The organism is Erythrobacter donghaensis, from assembly GCF_001557325.1.
GTDB classification, from domain to species: Bacteria; Pseudomonadota; Alphaproteobacteria; order Sphingomonadales; family Sphingomonadaceae; genus Erythrobacter; species Erythrobacter donghaensis_B.
The window spans coordinates 1-24,111 of the sequence record NZ_LSJS01000266.1; the positions used below are offsets into that span (position 1 = coordinate 1).

At 68.4% G+C, this 24,111-nt stretch carries 25 protein-coding genes; 13 read left to right on the forward strand and 12 right to left on the reverse strand.

Annotated features, from left to right (window positions below; translation table 11 throughout):
- The 5 genes from AX692_RS15290 to AX692_RS15310 form a co-directional block, all read right to left on the reverse strand.
- The coding region (locus AX692_RS15290) for a GIN domain-containing protein (RefSeq protein ID WP_073977767.1) at positions 1-690 on the reverse strand (690 nt) is incomplete at its 3' end.
- A gap of 140 nt (positions 691-830) precedes the next feature.
- Complete coding sequence (locus tag AX692_RS15295) at positions 831-1,364, reverse strand: CarD family transcriptional regulator (RefSeq protein WP_073973330.1); 534 nt, start codon at positions 1,362-1,364, stop codon at positions 831-833.
- Between the two features lie 270 nt (positions 1,365-1,634).
- Positions 1,635-1,973 (reverse strand): ferredoxin FdxA, encoded by a 339-nt coding sequence (gene fdxA / locus AX692_RS15300; RefSeq protein WP_073973331.1) that lies wholly within the window; start codon positions 1,971-1,973, stop codon positions 1,635-1,637.
- A gap of 10 nt (positions 1,974-1,983) precedes the next feature.
- Complete coding sequence (locus tag AX692_RS15305; protein ID WP_196490023.1) at positions 1,984-2,355, reverse strand: S4 domain-containing protein; 372 nt, start codon at positions 2,353-2,355, stop codon at positions 1,984-1,986.
- Positions 2,352-5,126, reverse strand: coding sequence for a helicase-related protein (locus AX692_RS15310; protein WP_081095378.1), 2,775 nt, complete (start codon positions 5,124-5,126; stop codon positions 2,352-2,354). The genes AX692_RS15305 and AX692_RS15310 overlap by 4 nt, the downstream gene beginning before the upstream one ends.
- 204 nt (positions 5,127-5,330) lie before the next feature.
- Here AX692_RS15310 and AX692_RS15315 point away from each other — a divergent pair, with 204 nt between their 5' ends.
- Genes AX692_RS15315 through AX692_RS15350 form a run of 8 tightly spaced genes read left to right on the forward strand, consistent with a single transcriptional unit; the run spans position 5,331 to position 12,896 of the window.
- Positions 5,331-7,091 carry a peptidoglycan DD-metalloendopeptidase family protein gene (locus AX692_RS15315; RefSeq protein ID WP_330997337.1) on the forward strand — a complete coding sequence of 587 codons (1,761 nt, stop codon included), beginning with the start codon at positions 5,331-5,333 and terminating at the stop codon, positions 7,089-7,091.
- A 45-nt stretch (positions 7,092-7,136) separates the two neighbouring features.
- Positions 7,137-8,132, forward strand: coding sequence for a porphobilinogen synthase (hemB, locus tag AX692_RS15320; protein WP_073976153.1), 996 nt, complete (start codon positions 7,137-7,139; stop codon positions 8,130-8,132).
- A complete protein-coding gene (locus AX692_RS15325; protein ID WP_073977358.1) occupies positions 8,125-8,691 on the forward strand; it encodes a GNAT family N-acetyltransferase in 567 nt (188 codons plus the stop codon). Before hemB ends, AX692_RS15325 begins: the two co-directional genes overlap by 8 nt.
- Entirely contained in the window at positions 8,684-9,247 is a 564-nt protein-coding gene (locus AX692_RS15330) for a GNAT family N-acetyltransferase (RefSeq protein ID WP_073976130.1), read from the forward strand. Before AX692_RS15325 ends, AX692_RS15330 begins: the two co-directional genes overlap by 8 nt.
- Entirely contained in the window at positions 9,244-9,822 is a 579-nt protein-coding gene (locus AX692_RS15335) for a GNAT family N-acetyltransferase (protein ID WP_073976129.1), read from the forward strand. The genes AX692_RS15330 and AX692_RS15335 overlap by 4 nt, the downstream gene beginning before the upstream one ends.
- Positions 9,800-12,034: a spermidine synthase gene (locus tag AX692_RS15340; RefSeq protein WP_073976128.1), complete on the forward strand. Its 2,235-nt coding sequence runs from the start codon at positions 9,800-9,802 to the stop codon at positions 12,032-12,034. The genes AX692_RS15335 and AX692_RS15340 overlap by 23 nt, the downstream gene beginning before the upstream one ends.
- 11 nt (positions 12,035-12,045) lie before the next feature.
- The gene (locus AX692_RS15345; protein WP_073976127.1) at positions 12,046-12,615 is read left to right on the forward strand and encodes a gamma carbonic anhydrase family protein; all 570 of its coding nucleotides are present in this window, start codon (positions 12,046-12,048) and stop codon (positions 12,613-12,615) included.
- The gene (locus tag AX692_RS15350) at positions 12,615-12,896 is read left to right on the forward strand and encodes a DUF167 domain-containing protein (RefSeq protein WP_073976126.1); all 282 of its coding nucleotides are present in this window, start codon (positions 12,615-12,617) and stop codon (positions 12,894-12,896) included. The genes AX692_RS15345 and AX692_RS15350 overlap by 1 nt, the downstream gene beginning before the upstream one ends.
- Here the strand turns inward: AX692_RS15350 and AX692_RS19805 are convergent.
- The 3 genes from AX692_RS19805 to AX692_RS15360 all read right to left on the reverse strand — a co-directional run bounded on the left by AX692_RS19805 (position 12,893) and on the right by AX692_RS15360 (position 15,338).
- Positions 12,893-13,030 carry a hypothetical protein gene (locus AX692_RS19805; protein WP_155644997.1) on the reverse strand — a complete coding sequence of 46 codons (138 nt, stop codon included), beginning with the start codon at positions 13,028-13,030 and terminating at the stop codon, positions 12,893-12,895. The two genes, AX692_RS15350 and AX692_RS19805, sit on opposite strands and share 4 nt — an antisense overlap.
- 1 nt (position 13,031) lies before the next feature.
- Positions 13,032-13,547, reverse strand: coding sequence for a DUF1993 domain-containing protein (locus AX692_RS15355; protein ID WP_081095379.1), 516 nt, complete (start codon positions 13,545-13,547; stop codon positions 13,032-13,034).
- Between the two features lie 192 nt (positions 13,548-13,739).
- A complete protein-coding gene (locus tag AX692_RS15360) occupies positions 13,740-15,338 on the reverse strand; it encodes a cisplatin damage response ATP-dependent DNA ligase (protein WP_073976125.1) in 1,599 nt (532 codons plus the stop codon).
- A gap of 110 nt (positions 15,339-15,448) precedes the next feature.
- On the opposite strand from AX692_RS15360, the gene AX692_RS15365 reads away from it, so the two are divergent.
- Entirely contained in the window at positions 15,449-15,763 is a 315-nt protein-coding gene (locus tag AX692_RS15365; RefSeq protein ID WP_073976124.1) for a hypothetical protein, read from the forward strand.
- 22 nt (positions 15,764-15,785) lie between these two features.
- Here the strand turns inward: AX692_RS15365 and AX692_RS15370 are convergent, their stop codons facing one another.
- The 4 genes from AX692_RS15370 to AX692_RS15385 all read right to left on the reverse strand — a co-directional run bounded on the left by AX692_RS15370 (position 15,786) and on the right by AX692_RS15385 (position 20,041).
- Positions 15,786-16,796, reverse strand: a complete 1,011-nt coding sequence (locus tag AX692_RS15370) for a ligase-associated DNA damage response exonuclease (protein ID WP_073976123.1) — start codon at positions 16,794-16,796, stop codon at positions 15,786-15,788.
- A gap of 40 nt (positions 16,797-16,836) precedes the next feature.
- Entirely contained in the window at positions 16,837-17,346 is a 510-nt protein-coding gene (locus AX692_RS15375) for a hypothetical protein (RefSeq protein WP_073981390.1), read from the reverse strand.
- Entirely contained in the window at positions 17,346-19,709 is a 2,364-nt protein-coding gene (gene clpA, locus AX692_RS15380) for an ATP-dependent Clp protease ATP-binding subunit ClpA (RefSeq protein ID WP_073973761.1), read from the reverse strand. Before clpA ends, AX692_RS15375 begins: the two co-directional genes overlap by 1 nt.
- Positions 19,710-19,837: 128 nt before the next feature.
- Positions 19,838-20,041, reverse strand: coding sequence for a DUF1192 family protein (locus tag AX692_RS15385; RefSeq protein WP_073973762.1), 204 nt, complete (start codon positions 20,039-20,041; stop codon positions 19,838-19,840).
- Between the two features lie 136 nt (positions 20,042-20,177).
- Here AX692_RS15385 and AX692_RS15390 point away from each other — a divergent pair, with 136 nt between their 5' ends.
- From AX692_RS15390 to AX692_RS15405, 4 genes are all read left to right on the forward strand, one after another.
- On the forward strand, positions 20,178-21,164 hold the full coding sequence (locus AX692_RS15390; protein WP_073973763.1) for an NAD(P)H-quinone oxidoreductase: 987 nt from the start codon (positions 20,178-20,180) through the stop codon (positions 21,162-21,164).
- Positions 21,157-21,786: a glutathione S-transferase family protein gene (locus tag AX692_RS15395; RefSeq protein WP_081095380.1), complete on the forward strand. Its 630-nt coding sequence runs from the start codon at positions 21,157-21,159 to the stop codon at positions 21,784-21,786. The genes AX692_RS15390 and AX692_RS15395 overlap by 8 nt, the downstream gene beginning before the upstream one ends.
- A 214-nt stretch (positions 21,787-22,000) precedes the next feature.
- Complete coding sequence (locus AX692_RS15400; RefSeq protein WP_073973765.1) at positions 22,001-22,918, forward strand: UDP-2,3-diacylglucosamine diphosphatase; 918 nt, start codon at positions 22,001-22,003, stop codon at positions 22,916-22,918.
- 50 nt (positions 22,919-22,968) lie between these two features.
- Positions 22,969-24,036, forward strand: a complete 1,068-nt coding sequence (locus AX692_RS15405; RefSeq protein ID WP_081095382.1) for a glycosyltransferase family 4 protein — start codon at positions 22,969-22,971, stop codon at positions 24,034-24,036.
- The last annotated feature ends 75 nt before the right edge of the window (positions 24,037-24,111 follow it).

Consider the following 24,111-nt stretch of genomic DNA (forward strand, 5'->3'; position numbering starts at 1 on the left):
GCCCGAGCCGAAGGCGTTGACGGTGCACTTGGCGGTACCGGTCACCTTGATGTCGCCCGCGCCGCCGATGGTCGCCTCGACCGTCCCGTCCGAGGCGAAGGCGACATCGCCGGTGCCACCGATGGTGACTTCGGCTTGATCGGCCTTCAGTGCGGGCATCTCGACCTCGCCCGCGCCGCCGATCAGCACCTTGAGCTCCTTCGCCGTGCCGCTACCGCGCACCGTGCCGCTGCCGCCGATGTTGATGCCGAGCGTCTGGCCGGCGAACTTCTCGAACTCCACCGTGCCGCTGCCGCCGATATTGATCGCGGCCTCGCTGGCGAGGCCCTGCGCCTTGACCGTGCCCGCGCCGCCGATGATGATCTCCCTGGGGGCGGGCATGGTGATGCGGATGGTGGCGGTGGAGTTGCCGTTCCAGCCCTCGACGCGGGTGATGCCGATCACCTCCTCGTCGCGCACGAAGCGCAAGGAATCGGTGTCGCTCCCTTCGACCTTGATCGCGAAGGTGTTGCCCTCGGTGACGATCACGTTGTCGCCCGAGGCGAGGAACACCTTGGGGGGCGCCGCGCCCGCGATTTCGAGCTCGGAGAGCGGCACGCCCTTCTGGCCGTTGATCTCGACATCGGCGCCTTCGCAGCCGGCGAGGGCTGCGGTGCCGGCAAGCAGCAGCGCGAGGCGTGTGTGGATCATGCGTGTCTCTCCCGTTGGCGTATTGCTGATGTAATACACCATGGGGCCTGGTGCAAGGGGGAGAGCCGACACGACGCCCAAACGAAAAGGGCCGCCCCGAAGGACGGCCCTTTCATGTTCGCGCCAGCGCGCCGCGAAGCTTACGCTTCCTCGGCGGTGTCGTAATATTGCGGCACGTGCTCGCGCAGCACGTCGAGGATCTTGCCGAGCGCGGTCGGCTCGTCGGTCTCTTCCATCGCCGCCAACTCGCGGGCGAGGCGGCTCGAGGCCGCTTCGAAGATCTGGCGTTCCGAATAGGACTGCTCGGGCTGGTCTTCGGGGCGGAACAGGTCGCGGGTCACTTCGGCGATCGAGACGAGGTCGCCCGAGTTGATCTTGGCTTCATATTGCTGCGCGCGACGCGACCACATGGTGCGCTTGACCTTGGGCTTGCCCTTGAGGGTTTCCATCGCCTGCTTGAGGGTCTTGTCCGACGAAAGCTTGCGCATCCCGATGGCTTCGACCTTGTTGACCGGCACGCGCAGGGTCATGCGCTCTTTCTCGAAGCGCAGCACGTAGAGTTCGAGCTGCATCCCCGCGATTTCCTCGCGCTGGAGCTCGACCACCCGGCCCACGCCGTGCTTGGGGTAGACAACATAATCGCCGACGGTGAATGCGTTCGCGGTGCTCGCCATGCACGTTCCTTTCAATCGGCCGACCTTGCAACGGGAGGGGAGGGAACGAAACGGCCCGGCGGCGCGACCCTACCCCTCACAGGGCGAGCGCCGGGTGCGAAACGTCCGGTTGGGGGTTGCTGGTGTCGGGCCTTCCTGGTTTCTGGACGCCTGCGCGGGCCCATGGCCCGGCGCGGTCGGCACATCATATAGCACGCCTGCAACAAAATTGCGAGTCGGCGTTTGCGCGGACCTGCGAAGCTTTGCAGATAGCGCAAAAGCGCGCCGAAATCAGTCGCCTTCGCCCGGCGCGTCGCTGAAGTACTTCTCGAACTTGCCCTTTTCGCCCTTGTGCGCGTCGGCATCCTCGGGCGGGGCCTTCTGGCTGGTGATGTTGGGCCACACCGCCGAGAACTGGGTGTTAAGTTCCAGCCACTTCTCGAGCCCGTCCTCGGTATCCGGGAGAATCGCCTCGGCCGGGCATTCGGGCTCGCACACGCCGCAATCGATGCATTCGCTGGGGTTGATCACCAGCATGTTCTCGCCCTCGTAGAAACAGTCGACCGGGCACACTTCCACGCAATCGGTGTACTTGCACTTGATGCAGTCTTCGGTGACGACGTAAGTCATTGCGGCTCTTTCACGAGAAATCTTCGGGATCGCCGGACAGGATGCCCGGCGCAGGCGACGACGCGCCTATGGTCATTTGCCCCTTACGGTCAAGTCCATCGGAATCAACCTCACGATAATGCGATGCGGCCTCGGCAGGCGAGCCGCGCCGTGGGGGCAGGGCGAGGAGCTCGACCACCCGCACGCCGCTGCCCAGCGCGATCGTCAGCACATCCCCGATACGCACCTGTTCGGAAGCCCGCAGCACATGCTTTCTGTTGCGGCGCAAAGCATGGGTATCGATCAGCGCCAGCGCAGCGGAGCGGGTGCGGGCGAAGCGCAGGTAGACGAGCAGGCGGTCGATGCGGATCGAGCCTGCGCTGCCACCACCTGCTGCGCTCATCCCTTGAGCAGGTCCGCCAGCTTGTCGAAGGCGCCCCCGGCGCGCGCGGGGCCGGTATCGGGCTTGGGGAGGGGCGGGCGGTTGTCGCCCCCTGAACGTTCGCGCGGCTTGCCGCGCGGCTTACCCGCGGGCCTGCCCCCGCCGGGCCTGTCACGCCGCTCGCCCCTGGGCCGATCGTCGCGCTTCTCGCCGCGTGCCTTGCCCTCGTGGTGCGTGTCCTTGCGTTCCGGCTTGCGGTCGGAGCGGCGCGCGGCTCCTCTGGCCTCGCGCTCCTCCGGGCGGCGCGGGCGCCAGTACCAGCGGTCGGGGGCGGGGGCACCGTGAGCGCCCTCGGGCAGGGCGCGCGCGCGTTCGCAGCGGAAGCCCGCGCTGCCGAGCAACCGACGGGCGTTCTCGGCCTCGAGCCCGACCGAGACCGCGAGCGCCAGATCGAGCCGGAACGGCCGGTTGCGCTCCTTAGGGTGCGCCGCGACCACCTTGGCGCGCGCATCGAAGGCCGCGCGAAAAATCTTCTCGGCGAGATCGACCCGGATCGCCTGGCTGCCGGCATAGCGATAGCCCGCAGGCAGTCGCCCCCTGGCCCAGCTGCCCTCGGCGAGCACGGGGAGCATCGCCTCCTGCACGGCGCGGGTGTCGAGCCCGAGGGCGTGCAGCAATCGCCGGGGGGCGGGCTTCAGCAGCGGCGCATCGAAGATGTCGAGCGCGCCGAAGGTGATGCCGAGCTTCCTGAGATAGGGGCGCATCTCCTTGGGCAGGTTCTCGAGCCCCGCCTCCTCGCGGCTGATGACGCCGCGCGCCTCGATCAGGGTGATGACGAGCGCGCGCGCCTGCGAGCCGGCGGCGGGATCGCGCGCGGCCTCGGCGAGCCTGCGCAAGGGGGCGAGCGGTTCGAGCTGCGCTTCGAGCCATGCGGCAAGGCCAGCTTCCAGCTTCGCCTTGGCGGCATCGGGCAGCAGCGCCGCGTCGCGGGTGAGGGCGAGGCGAGGGGTGCCGAAATTGCCCGAGCCCGGATGGCCGGGGAAGGCGATCTCGGCGAGCGCGCGGCCCTGCCACCGGATCGCGCCGCCGCTGATCTCCAGCTCGGCGATGCCCTGCGACAGCAGCCACTCGGCGCGGCCCGCGAGCAGCGCCGGCAGCGCCTTCTCGCCCGCCGCGAGCAGCATCCGGCGGTCGGCTACCCCCGCCGCGGGATCGACATGGAAGCGAAAGCCCTCGAGCCGGCCGATGCTCTCGCCCTCCACGGTGAGGTGCCCGTCGGGTTCGAGGGTGACGGGCAGCGCACTCGCATCCTGCCCCAGCGATTTCATCAAGAGCGTCGTCCTTCGGTTCACGAAACGCTCGGTCAGCCGCGCATGCAGCGCATCCGAGAGCTTCGCCTCGACCGCGCGCGCACGCGCGGCCATTTCGTCGCGCGCCAGCACCCAGTCCGGGCGCTGGCAGATATAGGCCCAGCTGCGAATCGCGGCGATTCGCCCCTGCAGCGTGTCGATGTCGCCCTGCATCCGGTCAAGCTCGGCGATGCGCGCGGCGACGAAATCCGCGCCGATGTAACCGCCCTGCAAGTCGTCCCACAGTCGGGCGACGAAGCGTGCGTGCTGTTCGACCCCGAGATTGCGGAAATCGGGGAGCGAGCAGGCCTCCCAGAAGCGCCGCACGCTCCCCGCCCCGCGCACCGTATCGGCGATGGGGTCTGCGGCGAGGCGTTTGAGCACGGCGAGGTCGATCGCCTCGGGTGCGGGCCTTAGCACCGGATTGTCGGGCCTCGCCTCGAGCTCGGCGATCAGGCTCGCGAGCGAATCGCAGCGCGGATCGGCCTCGCGCCAGAACAGGTGGGTGAGGGGCGCGAACCGGTGCTCCTCGATCGCGTAGACTTCCTCGTCGGTGAACTGGAGCGGCTCGCCGTCGCCCTTGCCCGTCCCCGACAGGGTGCCGAAGCTGCCGTCGCGCTGGTGCCGCCCGGCTCTCCCCGCGATCTGCGCCATTTCGCTCGGCGTGAGGCGGCGCTTCCGCCTCCCGTCATATTTCGACAGCGCAGCGAAGGCGACATGGTCGAGATCGAGGTTCAATCCCATCCCGATCGCGTCGGTGGCGACGATGTAGTCGACCTCGCCCGCCTGGAACATCGCGACCTGCTTGTTGCGGGTCTCGGGCGAGAGCGCGCCCATGACAACAGCGGCCCCGCCTCTGAACCGCCGTAAAGCCTCGGCCATGGCGTAGACCTGTTCGACGCTGAAGGCGACCACGGCGGAGCGCTTGGGCAGGCGCGAGAGCTTGCACACGCCGGCATGGGAGAGGGTCGAAAAGCGCGGGCGGCTGGTGATCTCGGCCCCGGGGATCAGCGCCTTGACCATCGGTTCCAAGGTGGCGCTACCGAGGATCATCGTCTCCTCGCGCCCGCGCATGTGCATGAGGCGATCGGTGAAGATGTGCCCGCGTTCCGGGTCCGCGCCCAATTGCGCCTCGTCGAGCGCGACGAAGGCGTGCTGCCCGGCGGTGCGCGGCATGGCCTCGGCGGTGCAGAGGAAATAGCGGGCGTCGGGCGGCTCGATCCGCTCCTCGCCGGTGATCAGCGCCACCTGCTTGTCGCCCTTGATCGCGCGCACCCGGTCATAGACCTCGCGCGCCAGCAGGCGCAGCGGGAAGCCCATCATGCCGCTGGAATGGCCGCACATCCGCTCGATCGCGAGATGCGTCTTGCCGGTGTTGGTCGGCCCGAGCACGGCGCGCACGCGGCTGTCGTCGCCGGGTCTGGAAAGGGGGGGAAGGGTCACAGCCTTGCGGTCATCGCAGGCTTGCCGCAGGCGGGCAAGGCCATGGGTCAGCCTCGCACGGCAATAGGCACAACACCTTATCGCACCGAGGCACCGACTGGTCGCTGGTTAAGCGCGACTTTACTATGTTGTGGCAGAAAAATCGGACAAGGCTCCGCCGGAGGGTGGCGCAAGGCTCGCCCGGCCAAGGGCACCGTTCGGGGCATGATGTTGGATCACGCGCGCAAACTGACCGATCTGGAAGAAGCCCCGGAGGACGCCGGGCACGCCCCGGACGAGGGCGCTGCCCGCGCGCTGGCGATCATCCCGCAGCCGATCGACCCGTCCGAGGCGCGCGAGCTCATCCCCTATCTGCGCAACGCCGGAAAGCTCGCCCCGCCGACCTTCACGCAGCGCCTGCGGCGGCGGCTGAGGCAGCGCCTCGCCTCCCGGGTTCAGGCCTACGAGGCGTGGCGGCTTGACGCCTCGCGGTGGTTCGACCGGCTTGATCTCGCCCCCGACCTTGCCGAGGATATCGGCAGCCGCCGCTGGTTGCGCGGGCTGGGGACGATGGTGGGGTTGGGCGTGGTGGCGCTCGCCTGCTGGCCCGATCTCACGCCCCTGGAAGCCCGCCCCGCCATGCCGCGCGGCGCGGCGGTCGATGCCGAGATGCGCAGCCAGATGATCCTGCCGCTCGCGCTGGGGGCCGACTCCGGCCGCCGGATGGGGCCGACCCAGGCGGTGATCCCGCTCAAGAGCGCGCCCGAGCGGCCGCAGATCCAGATGGTCGTCACCCTCGCGCCCGGTGACAGCTTCGCCTCGATGCTGCGCCGCGCGGGCGTGGCGGCCGAGGATATCGACCGCGCCGCCGCGCTGGTCGGGCAGGCCGTGGCAGTGGGCGACATCCAGCCGGGCACCCAGATGGACCTGATCCTCGGCCGCCGCACCGCGCCGGGCCAGCCGCGCCCGCTCGACAGCCTCTCGTTCCGCGCGCGCTTCGATCTCGAGCTGGCGCTGACCCGCCCGGGCGTGGGCGAGGTCAATCCCGATGGCACCCCGGTGATCCCCGCCGGCCCGCTCGCGCTCCAGCGCAACGTGATCCGCGTCGACGAGACCCCGCTCAGGGTGCGTGGGCAGGTGGGCTCGAGCCTCTACCGCTCGATGCGCGCCGCCGGTGTCCCCGCGAGCGCGGTGCAGGAATACCTGAAAGCCCTCGACGCGCAAATCGACATGGACCGCGAGGTCCGCTCGACCGACGAGTTCGACATCATCCTCGCCTATCGCCGCGCCGCGACCGGCGAGCGCATGGCGGGGCAATTGCTCTATGCCGGGATCGATCGCAGCGGGGTGCCGCGCACCCAGCTGATGCGATGGGGGAGCGAGGGGCGCTTCTACGAGGCCTCGGGCGTGGGCGAGCAGCGCCGCGGGCTGCTGGCGCCGGTGCCGGGGGCAGTCACCTCCAACTTCGGGATGCGCCGCCACCCGATCCTCGGCTACACCCGGATGCACGCCGGGATCGACTTCAAGGCGTCGTATGGCACGCCGATCGTCGCGGTGAGCGACGGCAAGGTCACGAGCGCGGGCCGCGCCGGCGGCTGCGGGATCCAGGTGCGGCTCGAACACGGGGGCGGGCTCTCGACCCGCTACTGCCACATGAGCCGGATGGCGGTCGCGCCGGGCATGTCGGTGCGGCGCGGGCAGGTGATCGGCTATGTCGGCTCGACCGGCCTGTCGACCGGTGCGCACCTCCACTACGAGATGTATCGCGGCGGGCGGGTGATCAATCCGGCGAGCGTCCAGTTCGTCAGCCGCGCGCTGCTTTCGGGCACCGAGCTGATCGATTTCCGCCGCCAGCTGATCAAGCTCAAGGAGATCGAAGTCGGCGCCGCGCTCAAGGATCTCGCGCCCGATCCGTCCGAAGTGAAGGCCCCGGTGCGCGAGATCGAGAAGGTCGCCGGGCCCACCCCTGCGCCCAAGAAGCCGTAGGGAACGCTTGTCGTCCAGCGCGGATTGGGCGTAAGTCTCGCAAGCATGACCGGACATTACCCCAACACCCGCCTGCGCCGCACCCGCGCCACTGGCTGGAGCCGCGCGTTGCACCGCGAGACCCTGCTCACCCCCGCGGATCTGATCTGGCCGCTGTTCGTCACCGCCGGAGAGGGCGTCGAGGAGCCGATCGCGACGCTCCCGGGCGTCTCGCGCTGGTCGGTCGACGGGATCGTGGCGCGGGCGAAGGAGGCGGTGGCGCTTGGCATCCCGGTGGTCGCGCTTTTCCCCAACACCCCGCGCGAGCTGCGCAGCGACGACGGGGGCGAGGCGCACAACCCCGACAACCTGATGTGCCGCGCGATCCGCGCGATCAAGGACGCCTGCGGAGACTCGATCGGCGTGCTGACTGACGTCGCGCTCGACCCCTATACCTCGCACGGGCAGGACGGGCTGGTCGACGATGCAGGCTATGTCGTCAATGATGACACCGTGGCGTCGCTGGTCGATCAGGCGGTCAACCAGGCGAACGCGGGTGCGGACATCATCGCGCCTTCGGACATGATGGACGGCCGCATCGGCGCGATCCGCCGCGCGCTCGAGATGAACGGCCACGTCAATGTCCAGATCATGAGCTACGCCGCCAAATATGCGAGCGCCTTCTACGGCCCGTTCCGCGATGCGGTGGGCAGCGGCGGCCTGCTCAAGGGCGACAAGAAGACCTACCAGATGGACCCCGCCAACACCGAGGAGGCCCTGCGCGAAGTGGCGATGGACATCGCCGAGGGCGCGGACTCCGTGATGGTCAAGCCGGGGCTCGCCTATCTCGACATCGCCCGGCGGGTGAAGGATGAATTCTGCGTGCCGGTCTTCGCCTATCAGGTGAGCGGCGAATACGCGATGATCGAGGCCGCGGCGGCGGCGGGCGCGGGGGACCGCGACGCGCTGGTGCTCGAGACGCTGCTGGCGTTCAAGCGCGCCGGGTGCAGCGGTGTCCTCACCTACCACGCCGCCCACGCCGCCCGCCTGCTGAATGGGTGAGGGGGATCTCGCAACCGAGCGCCTGATCCTGCGTCCTCCGGTGGCGGAGGATCTGCCGTGGCTGCTCGCCACCATGAACACCCTTGCGGTGATGCGTCACCTCGCCGGGGTGCGCACGGCGGCAGAGGTGGAGGAGGGCCTTGCCGCCGACATCGCCGCCTTCGCCGCGCCGGACGGGCACAGGCGCTGGACGGTATGGCTGCGTGACGGCACCGGGGGTGTCGGGGAGAGGGTGGGCCGGGTCGGCCTGTTCCACGTCCGCTCCCCCGCCGCCCCGCCCGCCCTGCAAGGCCAGCGCGAGATCGGCTGGACTTTCGCCGAGGCCCATTGGGGCAAGGGCTATGCGACCGAGGCGGCGCGGGCAGCGATCGCCCATGCCTTCGATGTGCTCGCTCTGCCGGTGCTCTACTCGCAGACGAGCGAATCCAATGTGGCCTCGACCCGGATGATGCAGCGCCTCGGCTTCACCTTCCGGCCCGAGCTCGGCTACGACGATCCCGACTATCCTCCGCAAGACAACCCCACCACCGTATGGTCGCTGGACGCCCCGCATGCCTGAGTTCCGCCACGACACCACCCGCCTGACGCTGCGCGACTGGCGTGAGGCGGACTGGCCCGCGTTCTGGCGCGTCACCAACACGCCCGCGGTGATGCGCTGGCTCGGCGGGGTGCTGGACGAGGCCGGACGCGCGGCAGCCCGCGCCCGCGTCGAACAATATCAGGCCGACCACGGCCACACCTTCTGGGTGGTCGAACGCCGCGAGGACGGCGCGCTGCTCGGCTTTTGCGGACTGAAACGCTCGAACCAGCCGGGCGGCCCGCAGGGGATGATGGAGGTCGGCTGGCGGCTGCGCGAGGATGCCTGGGGGCAGGGCTATGCCAGAGAGGCGGCTGCCGCCTCGCTGGCGCTCGCCTTCGATCGCTTTGGGGCGGAGGAGGTGATCGCGCTGACGGTCGCGTGCAACACCGCAAGCTGGGGGCTGATGGAGCGCCTCGGCATGCAGCGACGCGAAGACCTCGACTTCGACAGCCCCGATTTCGATCCCGAGAACCCGCGCATCATCGCCTATTCTATCGCGCGGAACGCATGGGCTGGCCCCGAGAAGGCGACATGACGGCACCCGTGCTCACGACCGAGCGGCTGGTGCTGCGCCAGATTGGCGAGGGCGACCTCGATCCGCACATGGCGCTCCTCAACACGCCTGCGGTGATGCAATACCTCGGCGGAGTGCAGCCGCGCGAAGTCATCGCCGCCAAGCACGAAGCCTCGCGCGCCAGCTTCGCCGCGCACGGCTTCGGCTTCATGATCATGGAGGAGCGCGCGACCGGAGCGATGGTGGGCCATTGCGGCCTGCGCCATGTCGGCCACCCGCTCGCGCCCAACCCGGAGGACCACGAGATCGGCTGGCTGGTGCGCGAGGATCGCTGGCGGCGGGGTTATGCCCACGAGGCGATGCGTGCGGTGATCGACTGGGGCTTCTCCTCCCACGCGGCGCCCCGGATCGTCGCCATCACCACCCAAAGCAACACCGGCAGCTGGCGGCTGATGGAGAAACTGGGCATGATCCGCGCGAGCGAGCTTGATTTCAACGATCCGGCAATGCCACCCGCGTATAACCCGGCGATCCAGTACCGGATCACGCGCGGGCAATGGGCACGTGGGGGCCATGGGGATCGAAGCCTTGACTGACGACATTTCTGCCGCGCCCGGCCCGGGCCCGCGCCGCTGGCTGTTCGCGCTGACGATCCTGACGGGGAGCTTCCTCTTGTTCCTCGTCCAGCCGCTGGTCGCGCGGCTTGCGCTGCCGCGCCTCGGCGGGGCGCCGAACGTCTGGAACAGCGCGATGCTGGTCTATCAGGCGCTGCTGCTGGGGGGCTATGCCTATGCCCATGCCCTGTCGCGCCTCGCGGTCGGGCGGCAGGCGCTGATCCACCTCGCGCTGCTGGTCGCGGCGGCCTTCACCCTGCCGATCGCGCTCCCCGCAATCGCGCCGGCAGAGGCGGGGCAGGAGGCCTTGTGGGTGCCCTGGCTGTTCCTGCTCACCATCGGCCCGGTGTTCTTCGTCGTCTCGGCGCAGGCCCCGCTGATGCAGCAATGGTTCGCCGCGCACCCGAAGGCGGGCGACCCCTATCCGCTCTATGCCGCGTCCAACCTCGGGAGCTTTGCCGGGCTGCTGGCCTATCCGCTGCTGGTCGAACCGCTGCTGCCGCTGGGCGAGCAGAGCCGTTACTGGGCGGCGGGCTATGGCGCGCTGGTGGTGCTGGTGGCGCTGGTCGGCCTCGCGCGCCGCACCGCGCCTGCTCCGGCGGTGATCGCCGCCGCCTCGACGACCGAGGCCGGCCCCGCCCCCGATGCCAAGCGGATCGCGCTGTGGCTGGCGTTGTCGGCGGTGCCTTCGGGGCTGATGCTCTCGACCACCACCCACCTCACCACCGACATCTTCGCGATGCCGCTGCTGTGGGTGATCCCGCTCGGGCTCTACCTCCTGTCCTTCAGCCTCGCCTTCGCCGAGAAACGCGGGCTTGCCCGGGTGATGACCGTGATCGCCCCGGTGGTGATCGCCGCTGCCGGCGCGCTCGCGATGCTCGGTTCCTCGCGCCCGAGCATGCTCGCGGTCGCGGCGAGCCTGATGCTGCTGTTCGTGGTCGCGGTGGCGCTCCACGCGCGGCTCTACGAGGACCGGCCCGAGCCTGCGCGTCTCACCCAGTTCTACCTCGTGATGTCAGCGGGCGGCGTGCTCGGCGGGCTGTTCACCGCGCTGATCGCGCCGCTGGTGTTCGACTGGACGTGGGAGCACCCGCTGCTGATCCTCGCCGCAGCCGCGCTACTGCCGCTGGGCCGCTGGCAGGGGCTCCTCGCCAAGCTGTTCCCGAGCGAGCAGGGCGCGCGGCTCGGCATCATCGCGCTGCTCTTCGCGCTGTTCATCGGCGCGATGCGGCTGTTCGACCGGTCGATGCTGAATGACGCGTGGGGCTTCATCGACGTGGCGATCTTCGCCGCGCTGATCCTTGCCGCGGTGCTGCTCGCCGCCCGCCGCTGGGCCTTCGTCGCCGCCTGCGCCGCGCTGATCGCGGCCTTGGGCGCGATGGTGCAGGCGCAAACCAGCTTTGCGGGCCTGCGCAGCCGGAGCTATTTCGGGATCTACACCGTGCGTGACGGGACCGATGGCCTCAGGCAGCTGATCCACGGCACCACGCTCCACGGGGTGCAGCGGCTTGACGAGGGCATGCTCGAGCCGACCACCTATTACGGCCGCGAAGCCGGGGTGGGGCTGGCACTTGCCAAGGCTCCCGCAATGTTCGGCGACAAGGCGCGGATCGGCGTGGTCGGGCTCGGGGTGGGGACGCTCGCCTGCTACAGGAAGCCGGGGCAGCGCTGGACCTTCTTCGAGATCGACCCGGCCGTACTCGACTATTCGACCCGCGGGCAGTTCACCTTCATGCAGTCCTGTGCGCCGCAAGCCCCCACGATCATCGGTGACGCGCGGTTGCAGCTGGAAAAGCTCCCCGCGGCGAGCTTCGACATTCTGGTGGTCGACGCCTTCTCCTCGGACGCGATCCCGCTCCACCTGATGACCCGCGAGGCGCAGGAGGGCTATTTCCGCACGCTTGCGCCGGGTGGCCTGCTGCTGATGCACATCTCCAACCGCTTCATCCGATTGGAGCCGGTGCTGGCGGCGCTGGCGAAGGAGGGCAAGCTCGCCTCGGCGGTGCGGATCGACAGCCCGAAGGGGCAGGGCCAGACCACCTCGATCTGGGTGGCGATGTCGCGCGATCCGGCGCAGATGAAGGCGCTGACGGCGGACGGCAAGTGGCGCCCGCTCGCCCCGCCCGCGGCCGAGGTGTGGCGCGACGACTATGCCTCGATCCTGCCGCATCTGATCTGGAAGAATTTCTCCTGAAGGGAACCGCTATGCATCGTCCGGGCGTCAACATCATCCCGATCCACGGCAAGACGCCGCGTATCCACGAGAGCGCCTTCATCGCCCCGGGCTCGACGATCATCGGCGATGTCGCAATCGGCGAGGGCAGCTCGATCTGGTACAATTGCGTGCTGCGGGCGGACGTGTCGCGCATCGTTATCGGCAAGCGCAGCAATGTGCAGGACGGCTCCGTCCTCCACTGCGACCCGCCGCGCCCGGGCGATCCCGAGGGCTCGCCGCTTATCATCGGCGATGATGTGCTGATCGGCCACATGGCGATGGTGCATGGCTGCACCATCCACGACCGCGGCTTCGTCGGGCTGGGCGCGATCGTGATGAACAAGGCGGTGATCGGGAGCGACGCGATGCTCGCGGCGGGCGCGATGCTGACCGAGGGCAAGGTGATCGAGCCGCGCGAGCTGTGGGGCGGCCGCCCGGCGCGCAAGATGCGCGACCTCGAGGAGCCCGCGATCATGGGCATGCGGATCGGGACAGCGCATTATGCCGAGAACGCAATCGCCCACGCCGCGGCGGTGGCGGCGGCGCTCGGCGAGGACTGATGGCGCGGCCTCCGGCGTTGCTGCCGGATGCGGGGGCGTTGCGCGCGCGGGTCGCCGCGGACGGTCGGCTCGCCGTCAGGGTCACGCCCGGCGCACGCGAGGAGAGCGTGACGCTCACTGATACGGCGGTGCTGGTGAAGGTGCGCGCTCCGGCCGACAAGGGCGCGGCGAACGAAGCGGTGCTTGCAGTGGTGGCGCGGGCGCTCGGGCTGGCGCCCTCGCGGGTGCGGTTGTTGCGCGGCGCAACTTCGCGAGAGAAAATGCTTCAGGTCGAACTCTAGCGCTCGGCCGGCACCCGCTTGTGCCGCCCAGCACAGCGCCAGCCGACCAGCGCGCGCCCGGTCGCGTCCACGAACCCCGAGAGCGCAGCCAGCCCGAGGGCGAGGCCGTGGCGCGCGGGGTCGTAGCGGTTCATCTCAGGCGGGGTTCGGCTGCTTCATGTATCTGAACATGTAGCCGACAAAATCCGCCTTGCCGAGCGGAAGCCCCTCGGCGCGCAGGATCGCATAGGCGGTGGTCATGTGAAAATAGAACTGCGGCATGGCCCAGTCGCGGCAATATTCGTGCGCCTGCATGGCGAAGGCCATGCCGTTGGGGAGGGTGAATTCGACAGGGTCGCCCGCCGCGGGCCAGGTGGCAGGATCGCTTGCCGCGACCAGCGCCTTGGTGGCGGCGATCCGCTCGCGGGCTTCGGCGAAGCTGGCGGGGTCGTTATCGCTCGAGGTGAAGTCCAGCCCCGTCAGCCGCGCCAGCGCCTCGCCCGGCATGTTGCAGATGAAGCGGATCTGGGTGGAGAGCGGGAACATGTCCTCGGCCAGCCGCGCCTGAAGCAGCGCCTCGCCCTTCTCGTGGGCTTCCGCCTTGGTGACGATGTGATCGAGCGTGCCGAGCATGTTGGCGTAGGTGGCGAGCGCGGCGGTGGCGTAGGACATGGCATCTCTCTCCGGTTGCGATTTGCAACTGAATAGCGATGCGCGCGGCCTTGCGTCAATCCCTCACGCCTCGCACCTCGTCATTGCGAGGAGCCGCAGGCGACGAAGCAACCCATGGCCGGACCGTTCCGCCAAGTGCGAGGGCGGCCCATGGATTGCTTCGCCTGCGGCTCGCAGTGACTAAGGGGAGGGCTAATCCTTGATCAGCCCCCGAAGCGTTGCGATCCGATCCGCCTCGTGCGCGGGCTTGTCCCAGCGAATGCGGTGGATGCGGGGGAAGCGCATCGCGAGGCCACTCTTGTGGCGCTTGCTGGCGTGGACCGAATCGAACGCCACCTCGAACACGAGGCTCCGCGCAACCTCGCGCACGGGGCCGAACTTGTTCAGCGTGTTCTGGCGCACGAAGCGGTCGAGCTTCTTCAATTCCTCGTCGGTGAAGCCCGAATAGGCCTTGCCGACCGGGAGCAGCTCCGCGCCGGCATCCGGGTCGCCGTCCCAGCAGCCGAAGGTGTAATCGCTGTAGAAACTCGATCGCTTCCCCGAGCCGCGCTGGGCATACATCACCACGCAATCGATGAGCAGCGGATCGCGCTTCCACTTGTACCACAGGGCGACCTTGCGGCCCGCCACATAGGGGCTCTCGCGGTGCTTGAGCATCAGGCCCTCGATCGCCTCGTCGCGCGCGGTGTCGCGGATGCGGGCGAGGGCTTCGAAATCCTCGGCCTCGACCAGCTGGGAGAGGTCGAAATGGCTGGCGGGAAGGCGCGGCATCAGCGCTTCGAGAGTTGCGCGGCGCGACTTCCACGGGGCCTCGCGCCAGTCGCGCCCTTCGAGCAGCAGCACATCGTAGAGCCGCACGAAAGCAGGGTAATCGCGCAGCATCGCCTTGGACACGGTCTTGCGCCCGAGCCGCTGCTGGAGCGCGTTGAAGCTGGCCGCGCCCCCGGCCTCGCCGCCCTGCGCCGAGCCGCGCACCAGCAATTCGCCATCAAGGACGGCGTCGATCGGCAGCACGTCGAGCAATTCGGGGAAGGTCGCGCTGATATCGTCGCCCGAGCGCGAATAGACCCGCGTCTCACCCCCGGCGCGCACCAGCTGCACCCGGATACCGTCCCATTTCCACTCGGCAGCGTAATCCTTGAGGTCGACCTCGCCGTCCTCGAGCGGGTGGGCGAGCATGAAGGGGCGGAAGCGCGGGGTCTGGGCGAGGTCGGGCGCAGGGGCGGCGCCCGTGGCCCAGGCGAACAGCTCGGCATAGGGGGGCGAGAGGGCGTGCCAATACTCCTCGACCTCCTCGACCGCGACCTCGAAGGCGAGGGCGAAGGCGGTCTTGGCGAGCCGCGCCGACACGCCCACGCGCATCCCCCCGGTCGCCAGCTTGATCAGCGCATAGCGGCCCTTGGCATCGAGCCGGTCGAACAGGCCGGGGAGCTCCCTGGGAGCAGTCGCGCGGGTGAGGGCCGAGAGACGCTCGACCACTTCGGCCAACGAGAGGTCGGGGTGCGGTGTGCTGTCCTCCGCTTCGGGCCACAGCAGGCTCGCCGTCTCGGCCGTGTCGCCGACGAAATCGCGGCTGAGCGCCCACAGCACCGGATCGATCCGCTCCATCATCAGGTTGCGGATGGTCGAGGATTTCACCGCCGGAAAATCGAGCCCGTCGGTCAGCGCGGCGAGCGCCCAGCCACGGTCGGGATCGGGGGCGGCGCGCAGATAGGCGGCGATCAGCGCGAGCTTGCGGTTGCGGCTGGTGGTATAGACCAGCGCATCGAGCAGGGCGGCGAATTCCTCCATCAGCCGCGGCCCCCTCGAGGCCCCACACATTCATTGCGCAGCCACATGGATGCGCTAGAGCGCGGTGTTGACATCCGTGTCAGCCTGAATAGCCACAAGGAATCCGCTCCATGAAGTTTGCGCCTCTCGCCGCCATTGGCATTGCCGTGACCGCCATTGCCACCCCCGCTGTTGCCGACGAGATGGCAACCACCGCCACCACCGCCGCGATGTTCACGATCGACACCCCGATTGAGACCCTGATGGCCGACGAGCGCGCCAAGGCGGTGGTCGCCAAGCACTTCAACGGTCAGGATCTGACCCAGCACCCCGCCTACGAGCAGTTCAAGTCGCTCAGCCTCAAGGCGGTCGCCCCCTTCTCGCAGGGGCTGATCACCGACGAAATGCTGGCGAAGATCGCCGCCGAGCTGGCGGAGATCAAGTAAGACCGATCCGGGGGCGGGGGTGCTAGTCATCCTCGTCCTCGTAACCCACCAGCGCCAGCGCGCGGGCGCGGCGCTGGTTCAGCTCGCACCAGCGCAGCAGCGCTTCCTCGCGGCCGTGGGTGATCCAGGTCTCCTGCGGGTTCACCTGCGCGATGGTGCGCGTGAGTTCGTTCCAGTCGGCATGGTCCGAGATCACCAGCGGCAGCTCGACCCCGCGTTGGCGGGCGCGCTGGCGGACGCGCATCCAGCCTGATGCCATCGCGGTGACGGGGTCGGGCAGGCGGCGGCTCCAGCGGTCGTTCAAGGCCGAGGGCGGGGCGAGGATGATCGACCCGCGCATCGCGTCCTTCGAGGGCGCGTCGCTCACCAGCCGGAGGTCGCCCAGCGCGACGCCGTGTTCTTCATAGAGCCGGCACATCGCCTCCATCGCGCCGTGGAGCCAGATCGTCTCCATGTGACCCGCCGCCCGCAGCTCCGCGATCACCCGCTGCGCCTTGCCGAGCGCATAGGCGCCGACGAGGATGCAGCCATCGGGGCTGTCGGCGCGCGCCTCGAGCAGCTTGCCGATTTCCTCGCAGATTGGGGGATGGGTGAATACGGGCAGGCCGAAGGTCGCCTCGGTGATGAAGATGTCGCAAGGGGTGACGGTGAAAGGCGCGCAGGTCGGATCGGGCGCGCGCTTGTAATCGCCGGTGATGATCACCCGCTCGCCCGCGTGTTCGAGCAGGATTTGCGCGCTCCCCAGCACATGCCCGGCGGGGAGAAAGGTCGCCGTCACGCCCCCGCCGATGCTGACGGTTTCGCCATAGTCCACCGGCGAGGCGCCCTCTCGCGTCTGGTAGCGCAGCTCCATGATCGCCAGCGTGGCAGGGGTGGCGAGGGTGGTGCCGTGCCCGCCGCGGGCGTGATCGGCATGGCCATGGGTGACCAGCGCGCGCGGCACGGCGCGCGAGGGATCGACCCAGGCGTCGGCGGGAAGGATGTGGATACCCCACGGCTCGGGCCGGATCCAGGAGAAGGGGGGGCCGGTCATGCTTGCATGAACCCCCGAACAGGTGACGGTGTTCCGGCGATCAATTGCCTGACAAGGGTGCGAGCCGACCCCAGCAGTTGTCTTCGCTGAAGATATGCGTGGGGGTGAGGGTGCCGTCGGGGTTCCTGGAATAGGTCGGCTGGCACAGGATCGCGTCGCCATTGTTGAAGAAGATGAGCAGCACCCCTTGGTCCCGACGCGGAAAGCTCGCCGGGTCGCGGGTCTTGCCGAGGCAGTCGGGCGCGCCATTGGACGCCATCGAGCGGGTGTAGAGCCAGGTGTCGCCTTCCTTGTGCTCGGTGCGCCAGGTTTCCTCGATCCGCTCCTCGCCGCTCTCGACCTTGCCCGTGCCGTCGGCTTTGAAGTGCCAGATTTCGGTGCATTCGGGCTTGCCGTCCGGGCCCCTCTTGGTGGCGCTCATGCGCCAGCTGCCGGATTTGACCAGCCGCTCGGCTGACTCGGCGGCCAAGTCCTTGTCTTCCTGCGCGGCAGCGGCGGAGGTGCCCATCAGCACCCCCGCCGCCACAAATGTCGTCAATCCGAAGCGCATCAGCCCTCGTCGGTTTCGGTCTCGGGCTTCTTCGCAGCAGCGCCCTTCTTCTTCATCGAGACCTTCTTCGCCGGCTTCACCTTGGGCGGGGCCGGGGTCATCTCGAAGGCGGGCTTGCCGTCCTTGATGCTGACATGGACCTCGCCGCCATCGGCCAGCTTGCCGAACAGCAGTTCCTCGGCGAGCGGCTGCTTGATCTTTTCCTGGATCAGGCGGGCCATGGGGCGGGCGCCGTAGAGCTTGTCGTAGCCCTTGTCGGCGAGCCAGCCGCGCGCATCGCTGTCGAACTGGATGTGGACGTTCTGTTCGGCCAGCTGCAGTTCGAGCTGGAGGATGAACTTGTCGACCACCCGCGCCACGGTGCTCTTGCCGAGATAGGCGAAGGGCACGATCGCGTCGAGACGGTTGCGGAATTCGGGGGTGAACATCTTCTTCACCGCCTCGTCGCCCGCGTCTTCCTTCGACACGTCGCCGAAACCGATGCCCTGCCGCGCCATGTCGGCAGCGCCCGCATTGGTGGTCATGATGAGCACCACGTTGCGGAAATCGACCGTCTTGCCGTGGTGATCGGTGAGCCGCCCGTTGTCCATCACCTGCAACAGGATGTTGAACAGGTCCGGGTGCGCCTTCTCGATCTCGTCGAGCAGCAGCACGCAATGCGGGTTCTGGTCGACCGCATCGGTGAGCAACCCGCCCTGATCATAGCCGACATAGCCCGGAGGCGCGCCGATCAGGCGGCTGACCGAGTGGCGCTCCATGTATTCGGACATGTCGAAGCGCTTCAGTTCGATCCCCATGATGGTGGCGAGCTGGCGGGCGACCTCGGTCTTGCCGACGCCGGTGGGGCCGGAGAACAGGAAGCTCCCGATTGGCTTGTCCGGATCGCGCAGGCCCGCACGGCTGAGCTTCATGGCGGTGGCAAGGCGCACGATCGCATCGTCCTGCCCGAACACCACGTGCTTCAGATCGCGTTCGAGGTTCTCGAGCGCCTTCTTGTCGTCCTTGCTGACCGACTTGGGAGGGATGCGCGCCATCGTCGCGATCACCTGTTCGATCTCGCGCGCGGTGATGGTCTTCTTGCGGCGGCTGGGGGGCACCAGCATCTGCATCGCGCCGACCTCGTCGATCACGTCGATCGCCTTGTCGGGCAGCTTGCGGTCGTTGATGTAGCGCGCCGAGAGCTCGACCGCGGTCTTGATCGCATCGGGGGTGTACTTGACCTTGTGGTGATCCTCGAAGGCGGTGCGCAGACCCTTGAGGATCTTGATCGTGTCCTCGATGGTCGGCTCGTTCACGTCGATCTTCTGGAACCGGCGCAGCAGCGCGCGGTCCTTCTCGAAGTGGTTGCGGAACTCCTTGTAGGTGGTCGAGCCGATGCAGCGGATCGCGCCCGACGACAGGGCCGGCTTCAGCAGGTTCGAGGCGTCCATCGCCCCCCCGCTGGTCGCGCCCGCGCCGATCACGGTGTGGATCTCGTCGATGAACAGCACCGCGTGCGGCATGGCTTCGAGTTCGGTCACGACCTGCTTCAGGCGCTCCTCGAAGTCGCCGCGATAGCGGGTGCCCGCCAGCAGCGCGCCCATGTCGAGCGAATAGATCACCGCTTCCTGCAACACCTCGGGCACATCGCCCTCGACGATCTTGCGCGCCAGGCCCTCGGCAATCGCGGTCTTGCCGACGCCCGGATCGCCGACATAGAGCGGGTTGTTCTTGGAGCGGCGGCACAGGATCTGGATCGTCCGGTCGACCTCGGGCCCGCGGCCGATCAGCGGGTCGATCTTGCCGGCCTCGGCCTTGGCGTTCAAGTTGACGGTGAACTGGTCGAGCGCGGTCTCCTTCTTGTTGCCGCCGCTCTCCTTGCTCTGCTGCGTCGCCTCTTCGGCCTTGTCGGTGCCCTGCGGGGTCTTGCTCTCGATCTGGCGGCCGCCCTTGCCGATGCCGTGGCTGATATAGCTCACCGCGTCGAGGCGGCTCATGTCCTGCTGCTGGAGGAAATAGACCGCGTAGGAATCACGCTCCGAGAACAGCGCGACCAGCACGTTGGCGCCGGTGACGGTGTCCTTGCCCGAGGACTGGACATGCAGGATCGCGCGCTGGATCACCCGCTGGAAGCCGGCCGTGGGCTGCGGATCGGCCCCGTCCTCGGTCTTAAGTGATTGATATTCCTGATCAAGATACTGCTTCACCACCTCGCCGAGCTCGGCCAGGTCGACCCCGCAGGCGGCCATCACCTGCGCGGCATCCTCGTCGTCGATCAGCGCCAGCAGCAGGTGTTCGAGCGTGGCATATTCGTGCCGCCGCTCGGACGCGTTGCCGAGCGCGTTGTGCAGCGTGCGTTCGAGGTTCTGGGCGAAGCTGGGCATGGGGGGCCTCTATCTGCGGGTGAATGCCCGTGGCGAAGGGGCGGAGAGAGCCTGTTTCCGACAATATGGGTGGACGCCGGGGAATTGCGAATCCCTTGGTCGCATCGCGGAAGAACTACCTAGGCGGTTCATCCCCCGCCCTTCCCGAACAGCGCGTCGGCAGCGGCGCGGTGCGCGGCGGCCTTGGCGCGGTGGGCGGAAACGCGGGCGATTTCAGCCTCGAGCAGGGCAATGCGCGCATCGAGTTCGGCCTGCGAATAGGGGCCGAGGTCCTCGGTAGCGAGGCGACTTGCGGCATCTCCGACAGGCCGGGGGCGATCGGGTTCTTCCATTGCCTCGCAGCATCCGCCCCAAGCGGCTTGCTGTCAATCGGCGAGACGGTTATTCGCGGGACGAACCTTGGTTAATTTTGCGCTTGCGGGGACGACGGGAATGGGGGCGAGTGGCAGTCCGGGTGTACCGGAGACCATGCAATCGATCGGGTTCGATGCCCCTGGCGGACCCGAGGTGCTGCGCCTCCAGACCAGCCCCGTGCCGCGCCTGCGCCCCGACGATGTGCTGATCCGCGTCGCCTATGCCGGGGTCAACCGCCCCGATTGCCTCCAGCGGGCCGGGCTCTACCCCCCGCCGCCGGGCGCTTCGCCGCTGCTGGGGCTCGAGGTTGCGGGCGAGATCGTGATGGTGGGCAGCGAAGTCCCGCGCGAGATGATCGGACAGCACGTCGCCGCGCTCACCCCGGGCGGGGGCTATGCCGAATATTGCGCCGCGCACTGGCAGCACTGCCTGCCGGTGCCCTCGGGCATGCTCCTCGCCGAGGCCGCGGCGATCCCCGAGACGCTGTTCACGGTGTGGCACAACCTGTTCGAGCGCGGCCTTGCGCGCGATGGCGAGCGCGTGTTGGTCCACGGCGGGACGAGCGGCATCGGCACGACCGCGATCCTGCTCGCCAAGGCCTTCGACATGGAGGTGATCGTGACCTGCGGCGATGCCGCCAAGTGCGCCGCCGCAAGCCGGATCGGCGCTACCCACGCGATCAATTACCGCGAGCAGGATTTCGTCGAGGCGGTGCTGGCGCACACCGGCGGCAAGGGCGTCGACATCGTGCTCGACATGGTCTCGGGCGATTATGTCGCCCGGAACCTCAAGTGCCTCGCCGAGGACGGCCGCCACGTGACCATCGCGGTGCTCGGCGGCACGCGGGCCGAGGTGAACATGGCGCAGATCATGATGCGCCGCCTGACGCTCACCGGATCGACCCTGCGACCGCGCTCCGACAGCTTCAAGGCCGCGCTCGCCGACGAGATCGCCGAGAACGCCTGGCCGCTGTTCGCCGACGGCGAGATCGCGCCGGTGATGGACATGAGCTTCCCCCTCGCCGAAGCCGCCGCCGCCCATGCGCGGATGGAGGCGGGCGAGCATGTCGGCAAGATCGTGCTCGAGGTGGCCGGTGGGTGAGGCGCTCACCCTCCACGAGGATCCCCGCAGCGGCAACTGCTACAAGATCCGCCTGACCGCCGCGCTGCTCGGCCTGCCACTGTCGGTGCGCGGCTACGACATCATGAAGGGCGAGACCCGCACGCCGGAGTTTCTCGGCACGGTCAACGCCAATGGCCGCATTCCGGTGCTCCAGATCGGCGAAGGGGAGGGCGCGCGTTTCCTGCCCGAGAGCAATGCTGCCTGCTGGTATCTCGCCAAGGGTTCGGCGCTGATCCCGACGGATCGCTTCGGCGAGGCCGATTGCCTGCGCTGGATGTTCTTCGAGCAGTACAGCCACGAACCCAATGTCGCCACGCTGCGCTTCTGGCTGCGCTTCGTGGGCGAGGCGAACCTTTCGCCCGAGCAGCGCGCGCAGATCATGGCCAAGCGCATGGCGGGCTGCGCGGCGCTTGCGCTGATGGACAAGCATCTGGAAGGTCACGCCTTCTTCTGCGGCGATGCCCCGACGCTCGCCGATATCGCGCTGTTTGCCTACACCCATGTCGCCGAAGAGGGCGGCTTCGGCCTTGGCGATTACAAGGCAGTGCAGGCATGGATCGCGCGGATCGAAGGGCTCGCCGGTTTCGTCCCGATGGACTGACCGATCGACTGGCGGCAGCCATCGACGGACGCTTGCATGACCCGCTTGATTTGTCGCGCGACAGTCATATTCTGGTCATGACAACACCAGCAAGAGTCATGTTTGAATCGTGCGCCTTTCGGAAAATGACGCGAAACCGTCATTTGCCTGTGAGTCGGCTGTAACAATTGGCTGTCATGGGGATCGGACGAGACATGACACTCGAGGGTTATTCATGACCAGTGCCGACCTCTCCGACCTGATCAGCGACAACATTGCCAGCTTCCCGGGCACTGCGCCCCGTATCCCCGAGCCCGAAGGCAACGCGCGCCGCTCGTACCGGACCGTGTGGATCAGCGACGTCCACCTCGGCACCAAGGGCTGCAATGCCGAGCTGCTGATCGACTTCCTCGACAATGTCGACAGCGAGACCATGTATCTCGTCGGCGACATCATCGACGGTTGGCGCCTGAAGAAGAAGTTCTACTGGCCCTCCGCCCACAACGACATCGTCTGGCGCATCATGAAGCGCGCTCGCCGCGGCACCCGGGTGGTCTACATCCCGGGCAACCACGACGAGATGTTCCGCCAGTTCACCGGATTAAACTTCGGCGGGATCGAGATCCGCCGCGCCGCCTTCCACGACACCGCCGACGGCCGCCGCCTGATGGTGCTCCACGGCGACGAGTTCGACGCGGTGATGCTCTCGCACCGCTGGCTCGCCTTCGTGGGCGACCATGCCTACCACTTCATGATGAAGTGCAATGTCGCGGTGAACACCGTGCGGCGCTGGATGGGCAAGCCCTACTGGTCGCTCTCCAAGGCGGCCAAGCACAAGGTCAAGAACGCGGTCGAGTTCATCGGCAAGTACGAGGAAGTCGTCGCCCGCGCCGCCGGCGAACGCGGGGTCGACGGCGTGGTGTGCGGGCACATCCACACCGCCGAATTCCGCATGTTCGAGCACAACGGCAAGCCGGTCGAATACTGGAACGACGGCGACTGGGTCGAAGGCTGCAATGCGCTGGTCGAACACCACGACGGACGCATGGAAATCCTCCACTGGCCCGAAGAGATGAAGCGCCGTGCCGAGGGCGAGGCTGCAAGGGCCGACGCTGCGGCGCCCGCATCGGATCCGGCGCGCGAGGCGGCGTGAACCGGCTGACGACGATCCCGACCGACAGCGCCTCGCCCGCCCCGGCTTCGATCGCTCCCTCGGGGCCCGCCCCTGCGTCGATCGCCATCATCACCGACGCCTGGCACCCGCAGACCAACGGCGTGGTCCGCACGCTCTCGACCACCTGCGAGGTGCTGCGCGCCTGGGGGCACGAGGTCACGGTGATCAGCCCCGAAGGCTACCCCTCGATCCCCGCGCCGACCTATCCCGAGATCCGCCTCGCGCTCACCGCGCCGGGGGCGGTCGGGCGGCGGCTCGCGCAGATCAAGCCCGAGGCAGTGCACATCGCCACCGAGGGGCCCCTGGGCTTCGCCGCGCGGCGCTATTGCCTCCGCCGCAAGGTGCCTTTCACCACCGCCTACCACACCCAGTTTCCCGATTACCTCGCGCGCCGCACCGGCCTGCCGGCGAGCGCCTTCTGGCCCTATATCCGCTGGTTCCACCGCCCGGCGCAGCGGATCATGGTCGCGACCGAGACGATCCGCGCGCAATTGCGCGAACAGGGCCTGACCCAGCTCACCCACTGGAGCCGCGGCGTGGACCTCGCCTGCTTCTCCCCCGATGCCCCGCCGCCGCCCGAATATGCCGGCCTCGAGGGCCCGATCCTGCTCTATGTCGGACGCGTCGCGGTGGAGAAGAACATCGAGGCCTTCCTCGCCTGCCCCTATCCCGGCTCCAAGGTGGTGGTGGGTGACGGCCCGGCCCGCGCGAGCCTCGCGGCGAAGTTTCCGGACGCGCTGTTCCTCGGAAAGCGCACGGGCGTGGAGCTCGCCGGGTGCTATGCCGGGGCGCAGGTCTTCGTCTTCCCGAGCCGCACCGACACCTTCGGCCTCGTGATGATCGAGGCGCTCGCCTGCGGCACGCCGGTCGCCGCCTTCCCGGTGCCGGGCCCGCTCGACATCGTGACGAGCGAGGTCGGCGCGATGCACGACGATCTCACCCGCGCGATCGATGCCGCGCGCTATTGCGATCGCGGGACTTGCGCGGCCTATGGCGCGAGCTTTTCCTGGGACGCGGCGACGCGCCAGTTCCTGACCGGTCTTGTTGCGCTGGAAGAGGATGAGGCGGTCAGCCTTCAAACTCCCGACGTTTTTTGATTCGCGGTCGCGCTGGCGCGCGACGCAGACCTCCCGCCCCGCCTCCCCACCCGGCCACCATACCGTAAGGGTATT